We start from the raw sequence: 19,224 nt of genomic DNA on the forward strand, positions 1-19,224 counted from the left end.
GGATGACTTGATTATTTAGAGCCAACATTCGTCAAATCGCTACTCTTGGTTCATAGCGGCTTTTAAGGCCTGTGCTAAAGCACTTTCTTCTGGTTCGTCTGGTTGTGAATATTTTTTCATCAAACGACGTTCTTCATGTTTAGTCATTTTTTGTTTTCGTTCTTTTTTATCGGGAATTTTTTCAGTAATCGAACAGAATTTACATTTGAAAGAACGACCATTTTTTCCTTCTATGATGACCATTTTTTTATGACATTGTGGGCAACGGTGATTGGATACTTTAGGATCTTTTCGCCGACGATAAGAACATTCTTGGTTTGTACAAACGTAAATCTTCCCATCTTTCGTATTTTTTTCCCGTAAGTTTGAGCCACAATCTGGACATTTTTTTTGCGTAATGGAAAAATCTTGATATTTTTTCTCGCTTTGTTTAATTTCACGGACTAATTTTTTCGTATCCTCTTCAATATCCTTTAAGAAAAGTTGACTCTTTTGTTGACCCGAAGCGATTGCTTCGAGCGACTTTTCCCATTTTTCGGTTAGTTCAGGTGTCACAAGTGATGGATTCACCAAGTCTAATAGTTGCTTTCCTTTGGCAGAGACACTTAAACCGCTATTGGTTCGTTCCATCAATTCTGATTTAATCAGTTTTTCAATAATTTCAGCTCGCGTTGCCGGTGTGCCTAAACTGTGTTTCTCCATTTTTCCTAACAACGTTCCTTCGGTTAATGGTTTTGGCGGCGATGTTAATTCTTTGTTAATGGTAAAGTTTGGCGCAACGGTCATGCCTTTTTGCCATTGGACAGTGGATAGCGGCTGTTCGGCTGTTGTTTTCCAGCCAGCAACAACTACTTTATTTTGATGAAAGACAAATGTTTCTTTTCCAAAAGCGACTGTAACTTTTGTTTGTTTGGTTTGGTTTGGCTCAGCAAACAAACCTAAGAATCGTTGAACAATCATTTGATAGATTTTTTGTTCATCATTGCTTAGCTTTTCATAACGAGGACGTTGTTCAGTTGGAATCAACCCATGGTGATCCGTGACTTTTGCATTTTGGAAAACTTTTTGTTGTTTAACAACAGCCCCATTTTTAAGGTAGCCTTTCACTTCAGGTGAAAAATCAGCAATGGCTTGAAGGCGTTCTTTCATCGTTCCTTTCATATCCGTTGTTAGATATTTGCTGTCAGTTCGAGGATAGGAAACAATTTTATGGGTTTCGTATAAACTTTGTACAAGAGACAACGTTTTCTTTGCAGAAAATTGGAATCGCTGATTGGCTTCACGCTGGATTTCGGTTAGATCATACGGTAACGGCGCATTTTCTGTTTTAACTTTTTCTTGGATATCGGTAACTAAGCCCTTTTGTTTTGAGAGTTCTTTGACTAATTGTTCTGCTTCCTGCCGTTCTTTCAAAGCGTATGGATTTTTTTGGGTCATCTTTGCTTTTTCTGATTCAACAGATAACGAGATAGTAAAATAAGTTTGAGGCTTAAATTGTTCAATCGTTTTTTCTTGTTGGCGTACCATTGCTAAAGTTGGTGTTTGAACACGACCTGCGGATAAGTTATCTTGATATTTCACTGTCAAGGCCCGTGTGACGTTTAGCCCAACTAACCAGTCAGCTTTTGCGCGCGCCAAGGCAGAGTAATACAAATTATCGTAGTCTTTCGCTGGGCGAATTTTCTTAAACCCGTCTTTAATGGCTTTGTCTGTTTGAGATGAAATCCATAAGCGTTTGACTGGTTTGTTAAAACGGACATATTCTAAAATCCAGCGGGCCACTAATTCACCTTCACGACCAGCATCGGTGGCAATCACGGCTTCAGAAACATCTTTACGATTAGCTAATTGTTTAATCGCTTTTAATTGATGTCCCGTTTTCGGTAACGGTTTAATCCCTAAATTCTTAGGAATCATCGGTAAAGTTTCCATTTGCCACGTTTGCCATTCTTTGTTTAAATCTTCTGGCATTTTTAGTCCTAAGAGATGGCCTAAAGCCCAGGTGACAATCACGTTGGGTCCTTCATAATAATTCTTATTTTTTTGATTTGCTCCTAAAACGCGGCTTAAATCTTTTGCTACGCTAGGTTTTTCAGCAATAATTAATTGTTTTGCAACCACTAGTTTCGCTCCTTTTTGAGTGCTATCTTTTCGTATTATACCAAATATTAGCTCGATTTTCTCTAAATTCCGAGAATAGAAAAAGAGTTTAAAGAAAATTCCCTGAGGTTTTTCTTTAAACTCATGCGTTTCAAATAACTTTCCGTTTGCAGAATTTTGTTTTGCCAAAATGATTGGATATTGTGGTAAACTCAGCTTTATTTTCAAAAGTAACTGCATGATGATTTTCTAGTAATGCTAAACCGAAGTATTGTTGTAAATCTTCATCGCATTCTTCACACCAGCGTTCTTCCCCATCATTCCAGAAAGCCGTTAAATAATTAGGCTTTGTGTTGACGTATGTATAATTCTGAGAAAGTTTTTGCCAAACTTCCACATAATATGTCTCTGCATCGGTCAAGTTATCGAAGGTTTTTTCTTGAACAATGTCCTCTTGCCAATCATCAAAAAACCACCAAGGTTCATTGTCGCCATACATTGTAATTACTTGATACATTGAACCGCTCCTTTTTTTGCTACTGTAGGTATCATAGTCACTTTCTGAAAAAGTTGCAAGGATTTGGTTTCGGACTGAGAAATTTTTGAAATTTATTTTATCCTGCCACTTCTAAAGAAACAATAAAATCTTCAATCATGCGACGATAACTTTCTTCCGGCGTGGCTTCTTCGCGTTGAAAATAACCTAAAAAACGTAAGGTAATATAACCATGGATTAAGCTACGTAATTCTCGACTTTTATGCAGTCGTTCTTCATTATTAAATGGATAAAAAGCTAAAAGTTGTAAAATAATTTGATTGGTTTCATGGATGCCTTCAATTAATTGTTGGTTTTGCGTTTTCGGCACACTGATAAGTAATTCATAGACTGCAGAATTTTCAAAAGCAAATTGTTGGTACGTTTCAGCATATATCCGAATTGCTTCTGCGCCACTCTTACCCACTAAGGCTCTTCGCAATGCATCATTTAATTCTTGAATTAACAAGTCCACTAGAGCATTTTTTACTTCAGCAATATTTTTAAAGTGATTATAGAGTGAAGGATACTTGATGCCTAAATCAACGGCTAAATTTTGAAAGGTTAATTGTTGAACGCCCAATTCTTCCGCTAGGTTGCGGGCACTTTCAAGGATTTTGGCTTTCGTTAAATTCCGTTTTTTTGCCATCTTTCTGACGCCTCCAATTCTTAAATTTTGGACAAGTATTAGTTTATCATATCTATTGACTCTTTTTAAACTATAAATTATAGTTTATAATAATAATTTGTAAACATCATTTTTGAAAGAAGGCTGTTTGGCATGCATATTACCAACCGTTCTCATTTGGCCGATCGTTATGGCAAACGAACCAGTGCAGAATTTTTATTACACGAACGTCCTATTTTATCTTTTCCTATTTCTTTAGCGGCCATTCCTAAAGAAGCCCGCTATTTATCCTGGGAATTAATTGATTATGACACGATTCCTCTAATCGGTTTCCCTTTTATTCATTGGTTAGCTGCCAATGTTCCTGTAACCAATGAGATTCCTGAAGACTTTAGTCGAACAGCACTCAAGCCTACCATTCAAGGAAAAAATAGTCTTGCTTCTCCTTTGGGGAAACAGATGATTCCTACGCTTGCCACTGAAACGTTACCTGAGTTAACCGAACGTTATCTGGGGTTAAGCCCTCGCTCTGGTGTGCACACCTATACGTTATATGTATACGCTACAAAAAATCCACTAAATTTAAAAGAAGGCTTTTTTGCGAATGAATTGCATCAAGCATTGAATGATCAACGACTCGCCAAAGCCAAATTTGAATTTCTTTACTAGAAAGTGAGGAAATAGAATGTATGAATTAATTAAAAGTAAAATTTTCCGTCCAAGACAACCTTGGGAAAAAAATCTGCTCGTTTTATGGTTTGGCACATTTATGGCTGGTATTGGCTTTAGCTTAGTGATGCCATTCATGCCTCTTTATATCAACACATTAGGTACTTTTACCCACCAACAATTGAATTTTTGGAGCGGAATCACGTTCTCCTCCACTTTTTTAGTCACGACCATTGTTTCTCCTTGGTGGGGCCGTTTAGCCGACCGAAAAGGACGCAAGTTAATGTTATTACGTGCTTCATTAGGGATGGCTATCGTCATTAGTTTAATGGGCGCAGTCACAAGTGTTTATCAATTGATTGGCTTGCGCTTATTACAAGGTGTTTTTTCCGGTTATATCAGTAATGCGACTGCGTTAGTTGCTACAGGCACACCTAAGGAAAAAAGCGGTCAAGTGCTTGGTACTTTAGCCACTGGTTCTGTTACCGGCACGTTGCTTGGTCCTCTTTTGGGCGGTGTCACTGCGTCTATTTTCGGTTATCGGCCAACCTTTTTCATTACTGGTACGATTTTATTACTCGTTTTTGTTTTGAGTCTTGTCTTTGTCCATGAAGAGTTTGTGCCAATTGAAAAAAATCAAGCCGCATCTGGGAAACAAATTTTAAAAAAACTAGAACATCCCCACGTGATTCTTGGAATGTTTATTACGACATTAATCATTCAAGCTTCCAATAATTCAATTAGTCCCATCATCAGTTTATATATTCAACAATTGTTGGGTGGTCACGGAAATGTCACCTTAATCAGCGGAGTCATTGCTTCTATTCCAGGGATTGCAACGTTAATAGCCGCCCCTCGTTTCGGCCGGTTAGGCGATCGTATTGGCAGTGAACGCATCTTGACAATTGGCTTAATTTTAGCCATTTTCGTTTATCTACCAATGGCCTTTGTTCAAAATGTCTGGCAGCTTGCTATGCTTCGTTTCTTAGTTGGGATTTCCGATGCCTGTTTACTACCAGCTGTTCAAACGTTGATCACTCGTTATTCCCCAAGTGACGCTGCAGGTCGTATTTTCAGTTACAATCAATCTTTCCAAGCGACAGGAAATGTGATTGGTCCTATGATTGGTTCAAGCGTATCTGCCGCTTTCGGTTATCGTGGGGTCTTTATTTCCACTTCTTGTCTGGTTCTCCTTAACCTTCTATGGGTTCGTCGAAGCACCGCCGAATTAAAAAAAGAGAAAAATGATGACTAAGTTATACACAGAAAAGTTATCCACAATTTGAATTTTTAATTTTTCTCTTTTTCTTATTTCAAAAAAAATAGGCATATAAAACAAAAAAGAAAAGCGGATATTTACTGGTTTTATGACCAGCATATCTGCTTTTCTTTTGATTAACTTCATCCTTTTTGTTTCACAACTCGTGAAACTTTTTAGACGTATTGTAGTTCTTTTTCATCTTGGTAGACGCGATCAATTAAGCCGCCCCCTAAGCATTCCATCCCATCATAAAAAACAACAGCTTGACCTGGAGTGACTGCGCGCGCTGGTTCCTTAAACGTAACGGTTGCTTTTGTGCCATCTTCAGATAAGGAAACATGCACTGGAATATCTGCTTGACGATAACGGAATTTAGCCGTACAGTCAAACTCTTTTGGCATTGGTGTATCAACAGTAAAATGAACCTCACTGGCTTCTAAATGTGTTGCATATAGTTTTTCATGGTGAAATCCTTGTCCCACATATAATGTATTGGTGGTTAAATCTTTCCCAATTACAAACCATGGTTCTTGTGTTTTACCGCCACCACCAATTCCTAAGCCTTGGCGTTGACCGATAGTATAATACATCAGACCATCATGTTGTCCTTTGATTTCGCCCTCTTCTGTCACCATGTTGCCTTTTTTAGCTGGTAAATAATTACTCAAAAATTCTTTGAAATTCTTTTCACCAATAAAACAAACGCCCGTTGAGTCTTTTTTCTTGGCTGTGGCTAATCCAGCACGTTCAGCAATTGCACGAACTTCTGATTTTTCCATGCCACCCAATGGAAACATTGTTTTTGCCAATTGTGCTTGTGATAATTGGCTTAAAAAATAGGTTTGGTCTTTATTATTGTCAATTCCACGTAACATATGCACTACGCCATTTTCATCCGTTTCTACTTGCGCATAGTGGCCAGTTGCAACATAGTCAGCGCCTAGTTGCATGGCATAATCTAGGAATGCTTTAAATTTAATTTCTTTATTACACATGACATCTGGATTTGGTGTCCGTCCTAACCGATATTCTGCTAAAAAATATTCAAACACACGGTCCCAATATTCTTTTTCAAAATTGACCGAATAATACGGAATCCCAATTTGATCCGCTACTTTTGCGACATCTTTATAATCCTCAGTTGCGGTACAGACACCATTTTCGTCTGTATCGTCCCAATTTTTCATAAAGATCCCAATTACATCATAGCCTTGCTCTTTTAAAAGCAACGCTGTGACAGATGAATCGACACCGCCACTCATGCCTACCACGACACGCGTTTTGCTGTTATCTGCCATTTTATCACCATCATTTCAATTAGATTCTGAAATCATCCACGATTTGAAGGTCGTAACTTTTCAGTGCTTTTCATTATACTATTTTTTTGAAATAAGTAAAGCAAGCCGGGCGTATAATGAGAAAATACTTGGAACAAAGACACAGCCAACAAGCTATTGCTTTCAAAGAAACAGAAAACCTGAAGGAACAAGCTACTTTCACTTGTTTCTTCAGGTTTCTCTAAATTATTCTACTTTCTCTAATACACCACGGCTAATTAAGCCATCCATTAAGAAAAAGTATTTTTCTTTACTCATTTCATGTTGTTCATTCTTGAAAATATTCATTGGTTTTAAACCATTTGCCGTTGTAATGGACATTTTCAACTCTTTTAGATCAGCAGTGATCGTAATTTTCAATTTGAAGCCTTCATTTCTCTGAGGCGTTGGATCTAAGGAACGAATCAATTGAAAGTTCCCTGATTTTGTTTCAGTAAAGCCGTTATCTTTTAATGTATAGCGTTTTGCACTAGGATGTACTTTGTAAAAAACTGTTGAGCCTTCAACAGCAGCCGTTGTTGTAAATGCCATGGGTTCCACCTCGTTATTTTCATTGTTATCTTCATTATAGCGAAAACCTGTAGCTGCCGCAATCAGATTATTTTTTCAATTGTTGAATCACTGCAACTAGTACTTCAGAAAAAGTCGCAATTTCTTCTGGTGTGTTCCCGTAGCCAAAACTAATCCGGATTGATTCTTTAATAGCTGAGGAATTTTCTCCATACATCGCTGTCAACACGTGCGAAGGATCCACAGTTCCCGCTGTACAAGCCGAGCCTGTTGAAATCGCAATACCTCTTAAGTCCAAATGCATTAAGAGCAAATCACTGGGAATTCCTTTTAAATGAAGATTTAAGACATGCGCTAAACGATTGGTTGGTTCACCATTAATTGAAAAATCAATATTGGCTTCTTCTAACGCTTTTAAAATAATCGTTTGAAAACTTTGATAGGCTGTTTTTCTTGCTTGCTTTTCTGTAGAAGTTAGTAATGAAACGGCAGTACCCATGCCAATAATTCCAGCTAAGTTTTCCGTGCCCGCACGTCGTTTTTCTTCTTGTTCCCCACCATGTAAAAGAGGTGGTAATTGGATTGCATCGCTTTTAAATAAAAAACCTACGCCTTTTGGACCATTGATTTTATGAGCGGAAATACTTAATAAGTCGATCCCTAATTCATGAGGTAAAATGACTTCACTTCCATAAGCTTGGACGGCATCTGTATGAAAAATCGCCGAATGATTTTTAAGAATTGCACCAACTTCAGCAATCGGTAATCGATTTCCAATTTCATTATTGCCATACATCATTGAAACCAAGATCGTTTCTTCGCGTAAAGACTTTTTGAATTGATCCATTGAAATCTGACCATTTTCATTCACAGGCAAGTAAGTCACTTCAAAGCCTAACGTTTCTAAGTATTCCATCGTTCGTAACACAGCGGGATGTTCAATTGCCGTAGTAATAATATGTTTTCCTTCCTTTTGACGAGAAAAAGCAACTGCCAAGATGGCTGTGTTATCCCCTTCTGTGCCACCACTATTAAAAATAATTTCGTGGGGTTTGGCTTGTAAGCTCTCGGCAATCGTTTGACGCACTTCTTCCAGAAGACCGTGTGCCTTTCGTCCAAACTGATGAATACTTGATGGATTGCCAAAAGTCGTTTGCATATTTTCAGTCATCGCTTGAATGACCGTTGGATGAAGCGGTGTTGTTGCCGCATGATCTAAATAAATGGGTTCCAAATGACTCGTCCCTTTCCTTATGTTCTGGCGTTATTCTAGCATAAAAAGCTTAAAACACAAAATCAGAATACTTTCTCTTCTATTTATTAAAGAGATAAGAAAAATAGGCCCAACACTATTAAAGTTGTTAGACCTATTTCTAGTTTAAGGAATCACTTATTCTCCTTTTGGTTCTAAACGGAATAATGGACTCATTGGTTTATTTTCATGGATACGAAGTAACGCTTCCCCCATTAACTCAGCGCAAGAAATAATATTCAAGGTTGCTGGTTGGCGGTCTGCTGTCGTATAAACAGAGTCAGTAATACTAATTTCCTTAATTGGCGCATTTTCTAAGGTTGCTTTTGCGCCTTCTGATAACAAACCATGCGAGGCGCAAGCATACACTTCTTGCGCACCATTTTTCATTAAAACTTCCGCCGCTGTGGCTAACGTTTGACCAGTATTCAAAATGTCATCAACAAGAATACATTTTTTCCCAGCGACATTCCCAATAACGTAACCTTCTTGACGCACCCCATCAATCTCTTCATGGTCGACAATTGCTAAGGTCGCATCTAAGTACTCCGATAAACTACGTGCGCGTTGAACGCCACTGTTTTTAGGCGAAACAATCACAATTTCTTCCCCTACTAATGCTTGTTGACGATAATAATGAGCAAACAAAGGCATTGTAAATAAATTATCTACTGGGATATCAAAAAATCCTTGGACTTGAACAGTATGCAAGTCTAATGTTAACAAACGTGTTGCGCCTGCCTCTACCAACATATTAGCAACTAATTTCGCAGTAATGGGCTCTCTTGGTTTCGCTGTGCGGTCTTGGCGAGCATAACCATAGTAAGGCAAAATAACATTAATTGTTTTTGCGCTAGCACGTTTTAATGCATCAATTAAAATAAGCAATTCCATCAAATGATCATTTACAGGAGCATTCGTTGCTTGGATGATGTAGACATGATCGCCACGAATACTTTCTTCAATATTAATTTGAATTTCGCCATCACTAAATTGGCGCACGGTGCTTTTTCCTAATTCTGTTCCTACTGATGCTGCGATTTTTTCAGCAAGTGGTCGATTTGCATTTAAACTGAAGATGCGTAAGGTGTCATCTTGATAGTTTTCGGTCATGATATCCTCCGTCAATATAAAATAATAGTCGTTTTCATTCATATTCTACCATTTTTTGTCATAAAAATCATGGGATCCTCCTTAATTTATTGAAAGAAACGGTTTTCTTTGTGAAAAAAGCGCTTGTATTTAGGTGCGCCTAAAAATTATTTGCATTTTCTTAAACTATCCCTTATACTGATTTTAAGGCAAACCTAAAAAGGAGGAATTTCATGAGAAAAAGCTTTAACTTAGCTGTTCAAGCGTTAACCGTTCAATATCAAGGACGGACCGCTTTAAATAATATCCACGTTACTATTCCCTCCGGTAAAATTACTGGAATTATCGGACCAAATGGTGCTGGAAAGTCAACATTTATTAAAGGGTTATTAGGCTTGATTAAAACAAAGGAACGTGATGTTTTGTTAAATAATCAAGCGATTGACCAACAAAAAACAACCATTGCCTATGTAGAACAACGTAGCGCCTTGGATCTTAGTTTCCCAATTAGCGTTTTTGAAACGGTCTTGCTAGGAACCTATCCAAACTTGGGACTATTAAAACGCCCAGGAAAGAAAGAAAAGCAAGCAGCCATGGCTGCATTAAAAATGGTGCAATTAGAAGACTATGCGCAACGCCAGATTGGCGAACTTTCTGGTGGCCAATTACAACGTGTGTTTATTGCCCGTGTTTTGGCCCAAGGTGCTGAGGTGATTTTTTTAGATGAACCTTTCGTCGGCATTGATATGTCTAGTGAAAAAGTGATTATGGATATTCTCAAATCATTAAAAAATCAAGGTAAAATGATTATCATTGTTCACCATGATTTGCACAAAGTGTCCCACTATTTTGATGAATTAATCGTTTTGAAAAACCGGCTAATTGCTGCGGGTCCTGTTGAACAAACGTTTACTGCAGAAACGCTACAAGAAGCATACGGTGATTTGTTAGGTGATTTATTAATACAGGGGGTTGCAAAATGATTGCTGCATTTATTGATGGTTTATTCCGTTATCAATTTTTACAGAATGCCCTTTTGACGTCTGTAATTGTCGGACTCATTTCAGGGGTAATTGGTTCATTCATTATTTTACGTGGGATGTCTTTGATGGGTGATGCGATTTCCCATGCTGTTTTACCAGGGGTCGCTGTTTCTTATATGTTTGGTTTCAATTATATTTTTGGCGCTTCTATTTTTGGCTTATTAGCTGCATTATCGATCGGCTTTATTACCCAAAAAAGTCCACTAAAAAATGATACTGCCATTGGTGTTGTCTTTAGTTCTTTTTTTGCTTTAGGGATTATTTTTATCTCTTTTGCAAAAAGTTCCACCGATTTATATCATATTCTGTTTGGAAATGTATTAGCGGTCGCAGATACCGATATTTTAATTACTTGTGTCGTCGGTGTGATTGTTTTGATTTTTGTGGCATTGTTTTATAAAGAGTTGCAACTCACTTCTTTTGATCCCACAATGGCTCAGGCTTATGGTTTAAATATTCAATTTTTCCACTATGCATTGATGTTTTTACTAACATTAGTCGCTGTTTCTTCTTTACAAACCGTCGGAACTATTTTAGTCATTGCCATGCTGATTACACCAGCGGCAACAGCTTATCTATTAACAAATCACTTACCAACAATGATTGGCTTAGCCTCTACTTTTGGGATTTTAAGTTCAGTGATTGGCCTATTCTTCAGTTATTCTTATAACTTAGCTTCTGGTGCGACGATTGTTTTAACCGCCGCCTTATTCTTTTTATTGGCTTTCTTTTTCTCACCAAAGAAAGGCCTAGTATTTGTAAACCGTCAGAAAGAAATGGAGGAATCAACGAATGAAAAAATTTAGTTTATTTTTTTTAACACTTTTAGCAGGGTTAACGTTAGCTGCTTGCGGGAATCAAGCCGCTGAAAAGAAAGAAAAATTAGCAATTGTGACAACGAACTCGATCCTATCTGATTTAGTGAAAAATGTTGGGCAAGACAAAATTGAGCTGCATAGTATTGTGCCAATTGGGACAGACCCTCACGAATATGAACCGTTACCAGAAGACATTGCGAAAGCTTCTGAAGCGGACATTTTATTCTTTAACGGCTTGAACTTAGAAACAGGCGGAAATGGCTGGTTTAACAAATTAATGAAAACGGCCAAAAAAGTTGAGAATAAAGATTACTTTTCTACAAGCAAAAATGTTACGCCACAATATTTAACAAGTGCCGGTCAAGAACAAACAGAAGATCCACATGCTTGGTTAGACATTGAAAATGGCATTAAATATGTAGAAAACATTCGTGACGTGTTAGTAGAAAAAGATCCAAAAAATAAAGATTTCTATACAGAAAACGCGAAAAATTATACCGAAAAACTTAGCAAACTACATGAGGAAGCCAAAGCTAAATTTGCTGATATTCCTGATGATAAAAAATTATTAGTTACAAGTGAAGGTGCCTTTAAATATTTCTCCAAAGCTTATGATTTAAATGCCGCTTATATTTGGGAAATTAACACAGAAAGTCAAGGAACACCTGAACAAATGACCACGATTATTGATACCATTAAGAAATCAAAAGCACCTGTGTTATTTGTTGAAACCAGTGTCGATAAACGTAGTATGGAACGGGTCTCAAAAGAAGTGAAACGACCAATTTACGATACACTTTTCACAGACTCTCTTGCCAAAGAAGGAACAGAAGGCGATACGTACTACAGCATGATGAACTGGAATTTAACAAAAATCCATGATGGCTTAATGAGTAAATAAATAATAAAGAAGAAAGAACCAAGTTGACTCCCCCTCAACTTGGTTCTTTCTTCTTTATTTAACTAATTCCTCAATATCAATTACTCGATCCACAATTTCCTCATAAAAATCTGCTTCATGGGAAACCAGAAAAACCGTTCCTGGGTAAACGTGAATTGCTTCTTGTAAACTTTTTTTGGCCGCTTCATCAATATGATTGGTTGGCTCATCTAAAAATAACAAATTACTAGTTTGCATCATTAGTTCCGCTAGTTTTACTTTTGTTTGCTCACCACCGCTTAACAGGGCTAACGACTGCATTGCTAACTTATCTGGTAAACCTGCCCTAGCCAAATGACTTCTTCGCTCTTTAATCGTTGTATCTGGAAAACGATCTGATAAATAGTCTAGCGGCGTTAACTGCTCATTAGGCCACGCTAAGTCTTGGGTAAAATAAGCAATTTTTGTATTCAGCGGATAATGAAATTCTCCATCTAATGAAGGAATCACTTTCGTCAACGTTTTAATTAATGTTGATTTGCCAATCCCATTAAAGCCTTTCAATGCGACTTTTTCACCGACATGAACCATTAAATCTAACGGTTCTAACAAAGGTTCCCGATAGCCGACAACTAACTTCTGGGTCGTTAGTGCTTGCGTTGCAACTAACCCTTGATAAGGAAATTCAATCGCCGGCTTAGTCAAGGAACCAGGCGGAGTCAATCGTTCCAACCGGTCCAATTGTTTTTGTCGACTTTTAGCCATCGTTGCTCGATTTCCAGCTTTGTATTTACGAATATAGGCTTCCATTTTTTCAATTTTTTCTTGTTGGGCCTGATACTGTTTCAAATAGGTTTGCTTATTCTGCTCTTTTTGTGCAAAAGATTTTTCTACATTTCCAGTATATTTGGTTAATTTGCCAAACTCAATATCTGCGATGCAATTCGTCACTTCATTTAAAAATTGATAATCATGGGAGACTAATAGAAAGCTTCCTTCAAAATTATTCAGATAGCGAACAAGCCATTGAATATGTGTATCATCTAAATAGTTGGTGGGTTCATCTAAAAGTAACACATCAGGGGCCTCTAACAATAATTTTGCTAAAATCACTTTTGAACGTTGACCACCGCTTAGCTCCCCTAACTTTTTATCCAAACCAATTGCTTGTAGTCCTAACCCATTGGCTAAATCCTGAATAATCGTGTCGATTTGGTAAAAATTACTTTCATCTAAATCTGTTTGTAACTTGCCTGCTTGTTCTAAAAGTTTTTCCGAAGCCGTTTGACTGTATTCTTCATAAAGTTTTGTCAGTTTCGCTTCTTTATCAAAAAGTTCTTGAAAGGCTTGTTTCAAAAAATCAACCATCGTTAGTGATTGTTCTACAGAAACATGCTGATCCAAGTACCCAATCTTGCAATTTTTTTGCCACTGAATCGTTCCTTCGTCTGACAATACTTCCCCCGTTAAAATTTTAATTAAGGTGGATTTGCCGACACCATTTTGGCCAGTTAAGCCTAAATGATCCCCTTTATTCACTTGCAATGAAGCCTCTTCATACAAGACCTTTTCGCCAAACCGATGCGTTAAATGTTCAATAGTTAAAATACTCATTTTCGTCACTTCTTTCTTGTTAACTGATTATTTTGGGACAACAAAAAAAGAACCACGTCTGCACGTCGTCCATCCTGACAGAAATCCCGACAACCGCTTGTACGTACACTCAAATAAGACTAGCTTTTCTAGTCAAAAAATGTGCTATCAAGCGATGAAGAAATTAATTGCTCGGCTCCACAACAGTGCTTCATCTGTTCTTAAACTATCGGGAGCTACTTTTCTTGTTAATTTATCAGTTAAAACAAAAAACATGTGAATCACCTTTCTTATGCTTGTATTCTATCATAGTATGACAAGAAAGCAAGCCACGTTGGTTTATAACGAAAGGAGCCCACAAACAATCATTTTGTCGGCTCCCTATCCCTATTATTCTGATAAATAATTTAATGCATAGCGTACGTGGTACTCTGCTGCTAAAAGTAAGGCACGTTCATCAATATCAAATTGTTCATGATGGTGTCCAAAATGAGTAGCAGGATTTTCAGGGTTTCGTGAACCGACCCGTCCATAGATACCAGGAATTACCGCTAAGTAATCAGCAAAATCATCCGCCCCTAAACTTTTAGGATGATCGGTCACAACATTTTCAAAACCAACAATTTCACTGGCTACCTGCTGTGCACGGTTGGTTGCTTGTTCTTCATTAATTAATGGATTCGCTGCCGCATAAACAGAAAAATCAGCAATTTCTGTGCGATGAGACTGGGCAATTTCATGGGCAATTTCTTCGACTCGTTGTAAAACAAATTGGCGCGTTTCCTGACTAAATGTTCGAACAGTACCTTCAATGGTTGCCTGGTTTGCTACAATATTATAGCGTGTTCCTGCTTGTAAAACGCCAATTCCTACTACGACAGAATCTAAAGGATCAATCTCGCGAGCTACAATTTTTTGTAATTCCACAACGATACTGGCCGCTGCTAAAACAGCATCTCGGCCATTCTGTGGTTGGGCGACGTGACTACTTTGACCACTGACTTCAATTTTAAAAATATCACAAGAGGCGTTGGTGGCGCCTTTGGTAGCGATTAATTTTCCAACCGGCACACTGGAATCTAAATGAATCCCAAACACTTGGTCGATTGCTTCTAAATAATTTCCTTCCACAAATTGTCGAGCGCCTGCACCAATTTCTTCAGCTGGCTGGAAGGCCAGTTTAATCGTTCCTGAAAAGGTATCCTGATGTTTTTTGAGCACTTTAGCTGCACCTAGCAATGCTGCCGCATGACCATCGTGTCCACAAGCATGATTGAGTCCTGGATTTTTAGAAGCATAGGCAGCGCCTGTTGCATCTGGCAATTCCAACGCATCAATATCTGCACGTAACAAAATCGTTTTGCCAGCGCCAAGACCTCCTTCTATGGTTGCTAAAACACCCGTTTCCCCTACTTCTACAAAAGGAATAGCTAAGGCTAGTAGTTCTTCTTTAATTCGCTTAATCGTTTCATATTCTTTTAAACTTGCTTCAGGGTATTGATGAAAATGACGTCTTAAATGGATTATCCATTCCTTTTCTGTAGAAATAGTTTCTTGGATTGTTTGAATCGTTGTTGTACTCATTATAAATGCCTCCTTTATTTTTTACCAAATGTTTCCCAGGCTGGAACATTGGCGCCTTTTGATGTTTCTGCAATGATCTTTTTCGTTTCTTCTTGTTGATATTCTTCTACAACTTTTTGATAAAGTTTATTCTCTTGATCTTCTTTTCGGGCCACGACAATGTTCACATAAGGTTTCGCTTTTTCGTTTACAGGTTCTAAGAAAATAGCATCTTTATCTGGTGTATACCCAGCATCGACAGCCATGCCGCTATTAATCACTGAAGCATCGACATCTTGTAAAGCGCGCGCTGTTTGCGTAGCATCTAATTCAGTTATTTTCAATTGGCGTTTATTTTCAGTAATATCACTGACAGTCGGTAGTTGCTGTTTCGCAGGATCAACTTTTATCAGTCCTGCAGTTTGTAATAAAATTAACGCCCGCCCACCATTCGTTGGGTCATTAGGAATAGCAATTTCTCCGCCGTCTTTAATTTTCGTGATATCTTTCAATTTATTGGCGTAAATTCCCAATGGTGCATTGACTGTATTGCCAATTGATACTAATTTCGTCCCATGTTCTTTATTGTAATTGTCTAAAAAGATTTGATGCTGAAAGGCATTTAAATCAATTTCTTTTTCTGCTAATGCTGCATTGGGTTGCGTATAGTCTGTAAATTCTACCAATTGTAGATCAATATTTTTCTTTTTCAAACGGTCTTTGACCGATTCCCATTCATCATTTTTTGTTCCTACAACCCCTAGTTTAACGGTTTCTGTCTTAGTATCCTTCGCAGACCCCGATGCACAACCTGCAATCGTAAAAGCTAATACCCCAATAAGTCCAATTAATTTACTAAATTTTTTCATTTGTCATTTCTCCTTTTTTCTAATGTGATGTTTTTTTGATTAATTGATTACTAATGGCTTGACTGATAAATACCATAATTAAAATAATTAACGTGGCCATAAATGTCACATCGGTTTGAAACCGATTGTATCCTCGAGTAATCGCTAAGTTGCCCAGACCACCGGCTCCAATCGCTCCTGCCATGGCTGTTAATCCAATCAAATTAATAATTGTCACCGCTGAAACACGAATAATACTTGGTAACCCTTCAATTAGATAAACCCGAAAAATAATCCCTAAGGGACTCGTCCCCATGGCTTCTGCCGCTTCAATAACGCCAGGATCCACTTCTAATAACGCATTTTCAATTTGGCGCGCGAAGAACGGGATTACGCCAATAACTAATGGGACTAACGCTGCGGTTGTACCAATTGTTGTTCCTGCCAAAATTCGTGTTAACGGTTGAATCAGTGCGAGCATAATAATGAAAGGAATAGAGCGGCAAACATTAATAATTTTTTCTAAGACACTATACAGGGGTGGATTTTTCAAAACACCACTGGGGCCAGTACTGACAAGCACGACACCCAACAAGACTCCTAACACACCAGCAATCAAGGCTGTCCAAAAAACCATGTATACTGTTTCCCATGTACTTTGAAGAAACTCTTGTTTTAATTGGACAACATTCGGAAAATATTTCTCAAATAATTGATACATTCTCAGTTCACTCCTTTTTTAAATCACCTGTAAGTTCTGCTTTTGCTTCGTTTGCTGATAGGTTTTCAAAACATTGGTTCGCACGCCTTGTTTCGCTAAATAAGTAAGGGCTTGTTGACGCTGGGCCTCATCACCAGAAAGCACCACAATTAAATGGCCAATAGGAACGTTTTGAACAATTTCGACATTGCCATAAAGGATATTTGTATATACCTGATATTGGCTATACAATTGTGCAATTAATGGCTCGTTCGTTTGATCTCCCACATAAGAAAATTCAATTAATTCTTGATTTTTATCTAAATCAGCTAATTTAGGATGTTCAAGAATCGTGGTTAATGCTTGGTCAATATGAGTTGCTGTCCGAATAAAATCTTTGGTTAAAGGTTGTTGGGGTTGACTAAAAATCGAAACAATATCGTTTGATTCGACAACGCAGCCATTTTCCATCACCGCGACTTTATTACAAATTTCTTTAACCACTTGCATTTCATGGGTGATTAAGACAATCGTCAAGTTCAGTTCTTGATTTAACTTTTTTAACAAGGCTAAAATCTGTCCCGTTGTTTTTGGATCTAACGCACTCGTCGCTTCATCACAAAGTAAAATTTCAGGATCATTTGCTAAAGCGCGGGCAATCGCAACCCGCTGTTTTTGCCCTCCTGATAGTTGACTGGGGTAAGCGTCCCGTTTTTCACTTAGTCCAACTAGCTCTAATAAATGGCTGATTTTTTGACGCCGTTCACTTTTACTTAGCCCAGAATATTTTAATGAAAAATCGATATTACTAAATATAGTCCGCTCTTTCATCAAATTAAAATGTTGAAAAATCATTCCAATCTTTTTTCGTTGTTGTCGTAATTCCTTTTTAGAAAAAGTTAAAATATTTTCTTTGTTAATAATAACGGTGCCCGCTGTTGGTCGTTGCAATAAATTAATTACCCGTACTAGCGTACTTTTTCCAGCACCGGAATAACCAACGATTCCGTAGATATCCCCTTTATCAATTGTCAAAGAAACATCTTGGACAGCCTGAATTTCTTGTTTTTTTTGTTGAAATGTCACACTGATATTTTTTAGTTCAATCATTCTTTATCCCCCTTCATTCTTACCAACCTGCATTTTTTCATAAAAAAGAAAAAAGCATCCTCAACGACACAACTCGAGTTGTATCGTTGAGGACGCTTTTTTGCGTGTTACCACCTCATGTTCAGAATTTGCTCACACAAATTCCCTTTTCAAGTACGGAACAACATGTTCGATACCCTAGCTCGATAACGGGAGCCCCCGTCGCCGCCTTGTGTTTAACACTCGGAGCGCTTGCTCAATAGCCATTTTCCAAAACGTCTTTGTCACCTATTCTCAGCTACCTAGGCTCTCTGTTAGACAAATCAAGTCTTGTACTTACTATATCACTGCTTTTTTATTTCTATTCATTTTAAACTGATTTTCGTTTATTTTCAAAATCAAACAGACTAGAGTTCCTACCCCTTCAAGCATCGAGTAATCGCAGATAATAGCTGCTCTCTCTTTGCATCAGTCGTAGTTCTTCTCAACAGGATTTGACTGTGGCGAGAATCGTAGGAACACTTTCGTGCAAATGACACAACTTGCCCTTCGGTCATCTTGTACTGTTCATCATCTACTCTGTCGCTTCGCGCCAGTCGTAGTGATTCCCAGCAAAAAGCCCTTCACTAACATTTTGCTAGTAAAGGGCGAATGATTCGCGGTACCACCTTTTTTCGAAATATAACTGATTCTTTATATCTCATCTCTTATCCAAGTCTTTATTAACTTGGTGCACATGGTAACGGGTGCTTAGCCGAAATTGCTTACTTATCAGCAATTTATTCTCAGAGGCCATCTTCAACTTTTCTGAACCTTGTCCCTTTTCACCAATCAGGACTCTCTTTTGAAGGTCATCAAAATTTACTCTTCTCTTCAACGAATGAATAGTTATCTGTGATGTTGATTTACACTTTACTAGAGAAAAAAGAGATTGTCAACAGTTTTTCTTAGAAAAAAATCATTTTTCTTTTTTTACGAAAGAGCAATTGACAAACTTTCGTCAATACGTTATTCTATTTCTTGTGCACGAGATTTGTACGATTTTTCAAAAGGAACTTTGACGATTACTCGTCGCAGTGTAGCCTTTGAAAGTGAACTCTATGGGTTTCACTTCGTTGCAATCCTCGAGTTAGTTTAGCCTTTGAAAACGCCGCCTTAGCTCAGTTGGTAGAGCACCACCATGGTAAGGTGGGGGTCGCCGGTTCAAGCCCGGCAGGTGGCTTTTTGGTAAAATCCCAACTCTTTAATAAAGAGTTGGGATTTTTTGTTTTGCCTACACTTAGTGTTCTGTCAAGATGAGAAAATA

17 protein-coding genes, 1 tRNA gene and 2 other annotated features are annotated in these 19,224 nt (G+C 37.9%); of the genes, 6 read left to right on the forward strand and 12 right to left on the reverse strand.

Annotation, left to right across the window (positions count from 1 at the left end):
• Window positions 1-39: 39 nt before the first annotated feature.
• The 3 genes from IGL48_RS08960 to IGL48_RS08970 form a co-directional block, all read right to left on the reverse strand.
• Window positions 40-2,121 (reverse strand): DNA topoisomerase III, encoded by a 2,082-nt coding sequence (locus IGL48_RS08960; protein WP_002362072.1) that lies wholly within the window; start codon window positions 2,119-2,121, stop codon window positions 40-42.
• Between the two features lie 130 nt (window positions 2,122-2,251).
• Window positions 2,252-2,617 (reverse strand): DUF1033 family protein, encoded by a 366-nt coding sequence (locus tag IGL48_RS08965; RefSeq protein ID WP_002356966.1) that lies wholly within the window; start codon window positions 2,615-2,617, stop codon window positions 2,252-2,254.
• A 97-nt stretch (window positions 2,618-2,714) separates the two neighbouring features.
• Window positions 2,715-3,284, reverse strand: a complete 570-nt coding sequence (locus IGL48_RS08970; RefSeq protein ID WP_002379584.1) for a TetR/AcrR family transcriptional regulator — start codon at window positions 3,282-3,284, stop codon at window positions 2,715-2,717.
• Window positions 3,285-3,416: 132 nt separating this feature from the next.
• Between IGL48_RS08970 and IGL48_RS08975 the strand changes: the two genes are divergently transcribed.
• Both IGL48_RS08975 and IGL48_RS08980 read left to right on the forward strand, forming a co-directional pair.
• Window positions 3,417-3,932 carry a YbhB/YbcL family Raf kinase inhibitor-like protein gene (locus IGL48_RS08975; RefSeq protein ID WP_048949273.1) on the forward strand — a complete coding sequence of 172 codons (516 nt, stop codon included), beginning with the start codon at window positions 3,417-3,419 and terminating at the stop codon, window positions 3,930-3,932.
• Between the two features lie 16 nt (window positions 3,933-3,948).
• A complete protein-coding gene (locus IGL48_RS08980) occupies window positions 3,949-5,187 on the forward strand; it encodes a multidrug efflux MFS transporter (RefSeq protein WP_002362074.1) in 1,239 nt (412 codons plus the stop codon).
• A 179-nt stretch (window positions 5,188-5,366) separates the two neighbouring features.
• On the opposite strand, the gene mnmA is transcribed toward IGL48_RS08980, so the two are convergent.
• The 4 genes from mnmA to IGL48_RS09000 all read right to left on the reverse strand — a co-directional run bounded on the left by mnmA (window position 5,367) and on the right by IGL48_RS09000 (window position 9,405).
• Complete coding sequence (mnmA, locus tag IGL48_RS08985) at window positions 5,367-6,491, reverse strand: tRNA 2-thiouridine(34) synthase MnmA (RefSeq protein WP_002377037.1); 1,125 nt, start codon at window positions 6,489-6,491, stop codon at window positions 5,367-5,369.
• A gap of 225 nt (window positions 6,492-6,716) precedes the next feature.
• Window positions 6,717-7,061, reverse strand: a complete 345-nt coding sequence (locus tag IGL48_RS08990) for a DUF1831 domain-containing protein (protein WP_002356959.1) — start codon at window positions 7,059-7,061, stop codon at window positions 6,717-6,719.
• Between the two features lie 67 nt (window positions 7,062-7,128).
• Window positions 7,129-8,274, reverse strand: coding sequence for a cysteine desulfurase family protein (locus IGL48_RS08995; protein WP_002366913.1), 1,146 nt, complete (start codon window positions 8,272-8,274; stop codon window positions 7,129-7,131).
• Window positions 8,275-8,430: 156 nt separating this feature from the next.
• Complete coding sequence (locus IGL48_RS09000; protein ID WP_002362076.1) at window positions 8,431-9,405, reverse strand: ribose-phosphate diphosphokinase; 975 nt, start codon at window positions 9,403-9,405, stop codon at window positions 8,431-8,433.
• 212 nt (window positions 9,406-9,617) lie between these two features.
• On the opposite strand from IGL48_RS09000, the gene IGL48_RS09005 reads away from it, so the two are divergent.
• The 3 genes from IGL48_RS09005 to IGL48_RS09015 are packed head-to-tail and all read left to right on the forward strand — an operon-like array spanning window position 9,618 to window position 12,146.
• On the forward strand, window positions 9,618-10,367 hold the full coding sequence (locus IGL48_RS09005) for a metal ABC transporter ATP-binding protein (RefSeq protein ID WP_002360005.1): 750 nt from the start codon (window positions 9,618-9,620) through the stop codon (window positions 10,365-10,367).
• Window positions 10,364-11,233: a metal ABC transporter permease gene (locus IGL48_RS09010; RefSeq protein WP_002377030.1), complete on the forward strand. Its 870-nt coding sequence runs from the start codon at window positions 10,364-10,366 to the stop codon at window positions 11,231-11,233. Before IGL48_RS09005 ends, IGL48_RS09010 begins: the two co-directional genes overlap by 4 nt.
• Window positions 11,220-12,146 carry a metal ABC transporter substrate-binding protein gene (locus IGL48_RS09015; protein WP_002356954.1) on the forward strand — a complete coding sequence of 309 codons (927 nt, stop codon included), beginning with the start codon at window positions 11,220-11,222 and terminating at the stop codon, window positions 12,144-12,146. The genes IGL48_RS09010 and IGL48_RS09015 overlap by 14 nt, the downstream gene beginning before the upstream one ends.
• Before the next feature lie 54 nt (window positions 12,147-12,200).
• Here IGL48_RS09015 and IGL48_RS09020 read toward each other — a convergent pair whose 3' ends face one another.
• The 5 genes from IGL48_RS09020 to IGL48_RS09040 all read right to left on the reverse strand — a co-directional run bounded on the left by IGL48_RS09020 (window position 12,201) and on the right by IGL48_RS09040 (window position 17,939).
• Window positions 12,201-13,739, reverse strand: a complete 1,539-nt coding sequence (locus IGL48_RS09020; protein ID WP_010824791.1) for an ABC-F family ATP-binding cassette domain-containing protein — start codon at window positions 13,737-13,739, stop codon at window positions 12,201-12,203.
• Between the two features lie 369 nt (window positions 13,740-14,108).
• Window positions 14,109-15,302: an amidohydrolase gene (locus IGL48_RS09025; RefSeq protein WP_002384328.1), complete on the reverse strand. Its 1,194-nt coding sequence runs from the start codon at window positions 15,300-15,302 to the stop codon at window positions 14,109-14,111.
• A gap of 14 nt (window positions 15,303-15,316) precedes the next feature.
• A complete protein-coding gene (locus tag IGL48_RS09030) occupies window positions 15,317-16,150 on the reverse strand; it encodes a MetQ/NlpA family ABC transporter substrate-binding protein (RefSeq protein ID WP_002407486.1) in 834 nt (277 codons plus the stop codon).
• A gap of 19 nt (window positions 16,151-16,169) precedes the next feature.
• A complete protein-coding gene (locus IGL48_RS09035; RefSeq protein WP_002366918.1) occupies window positions 16,170-16,850 on the reverse strand; it encodes a methionine ABC transporter permease in 681 nt (226 codons plus the stop codon).
• Window positions 16,851-16,868: 18 nt separating this feature from the next.
• Window positions 16,869-17,939 (reverse strand): methionine ABC transporter ATP-binding protein, encoded by a 1,071-nt coding sequence (locus IGL48_RS09040; RefSeq protein WP_002356948.1) that lies wholly within the window; start codon window positions 17,937-17,939, stop codon window positions 16,869-16,871.
• 85 nt (window positions 17,940-18,024) lie between these two features.
• Window positions 18,025-18,275, reverse strand: a binding site (T-box leader).
• A gap of 283 nt (window positions 18,276-18,558) precedes the next feature.
• Window positions 18,559-18,804: a binding site (T-box leader), on the reverse strand.
• A gap of 263 nt (window positions 18,805-19,067) precedes the next feature.
• Here IGL48_RS09040 and IGL48_RS09045 point away from each other — a divergent pair.
• Window positions 19,068-19,140, forward strand: a tRNA-Thr gene (locus IGL48_RS09045).
• The last annotated feature ends 84 nt before the right edge of the window (window positions 19,141-19,224 follow it).

The organism is Enterococcus sp. DIV1090 (assembly GCF_050537975.1).
Classification (GTDB): domain Bacteria; phylum Bacillota; class Bacilli; order Lactobacillales; family Enterococcaceae; genus Enterococcus; species Enterococcus faecalis.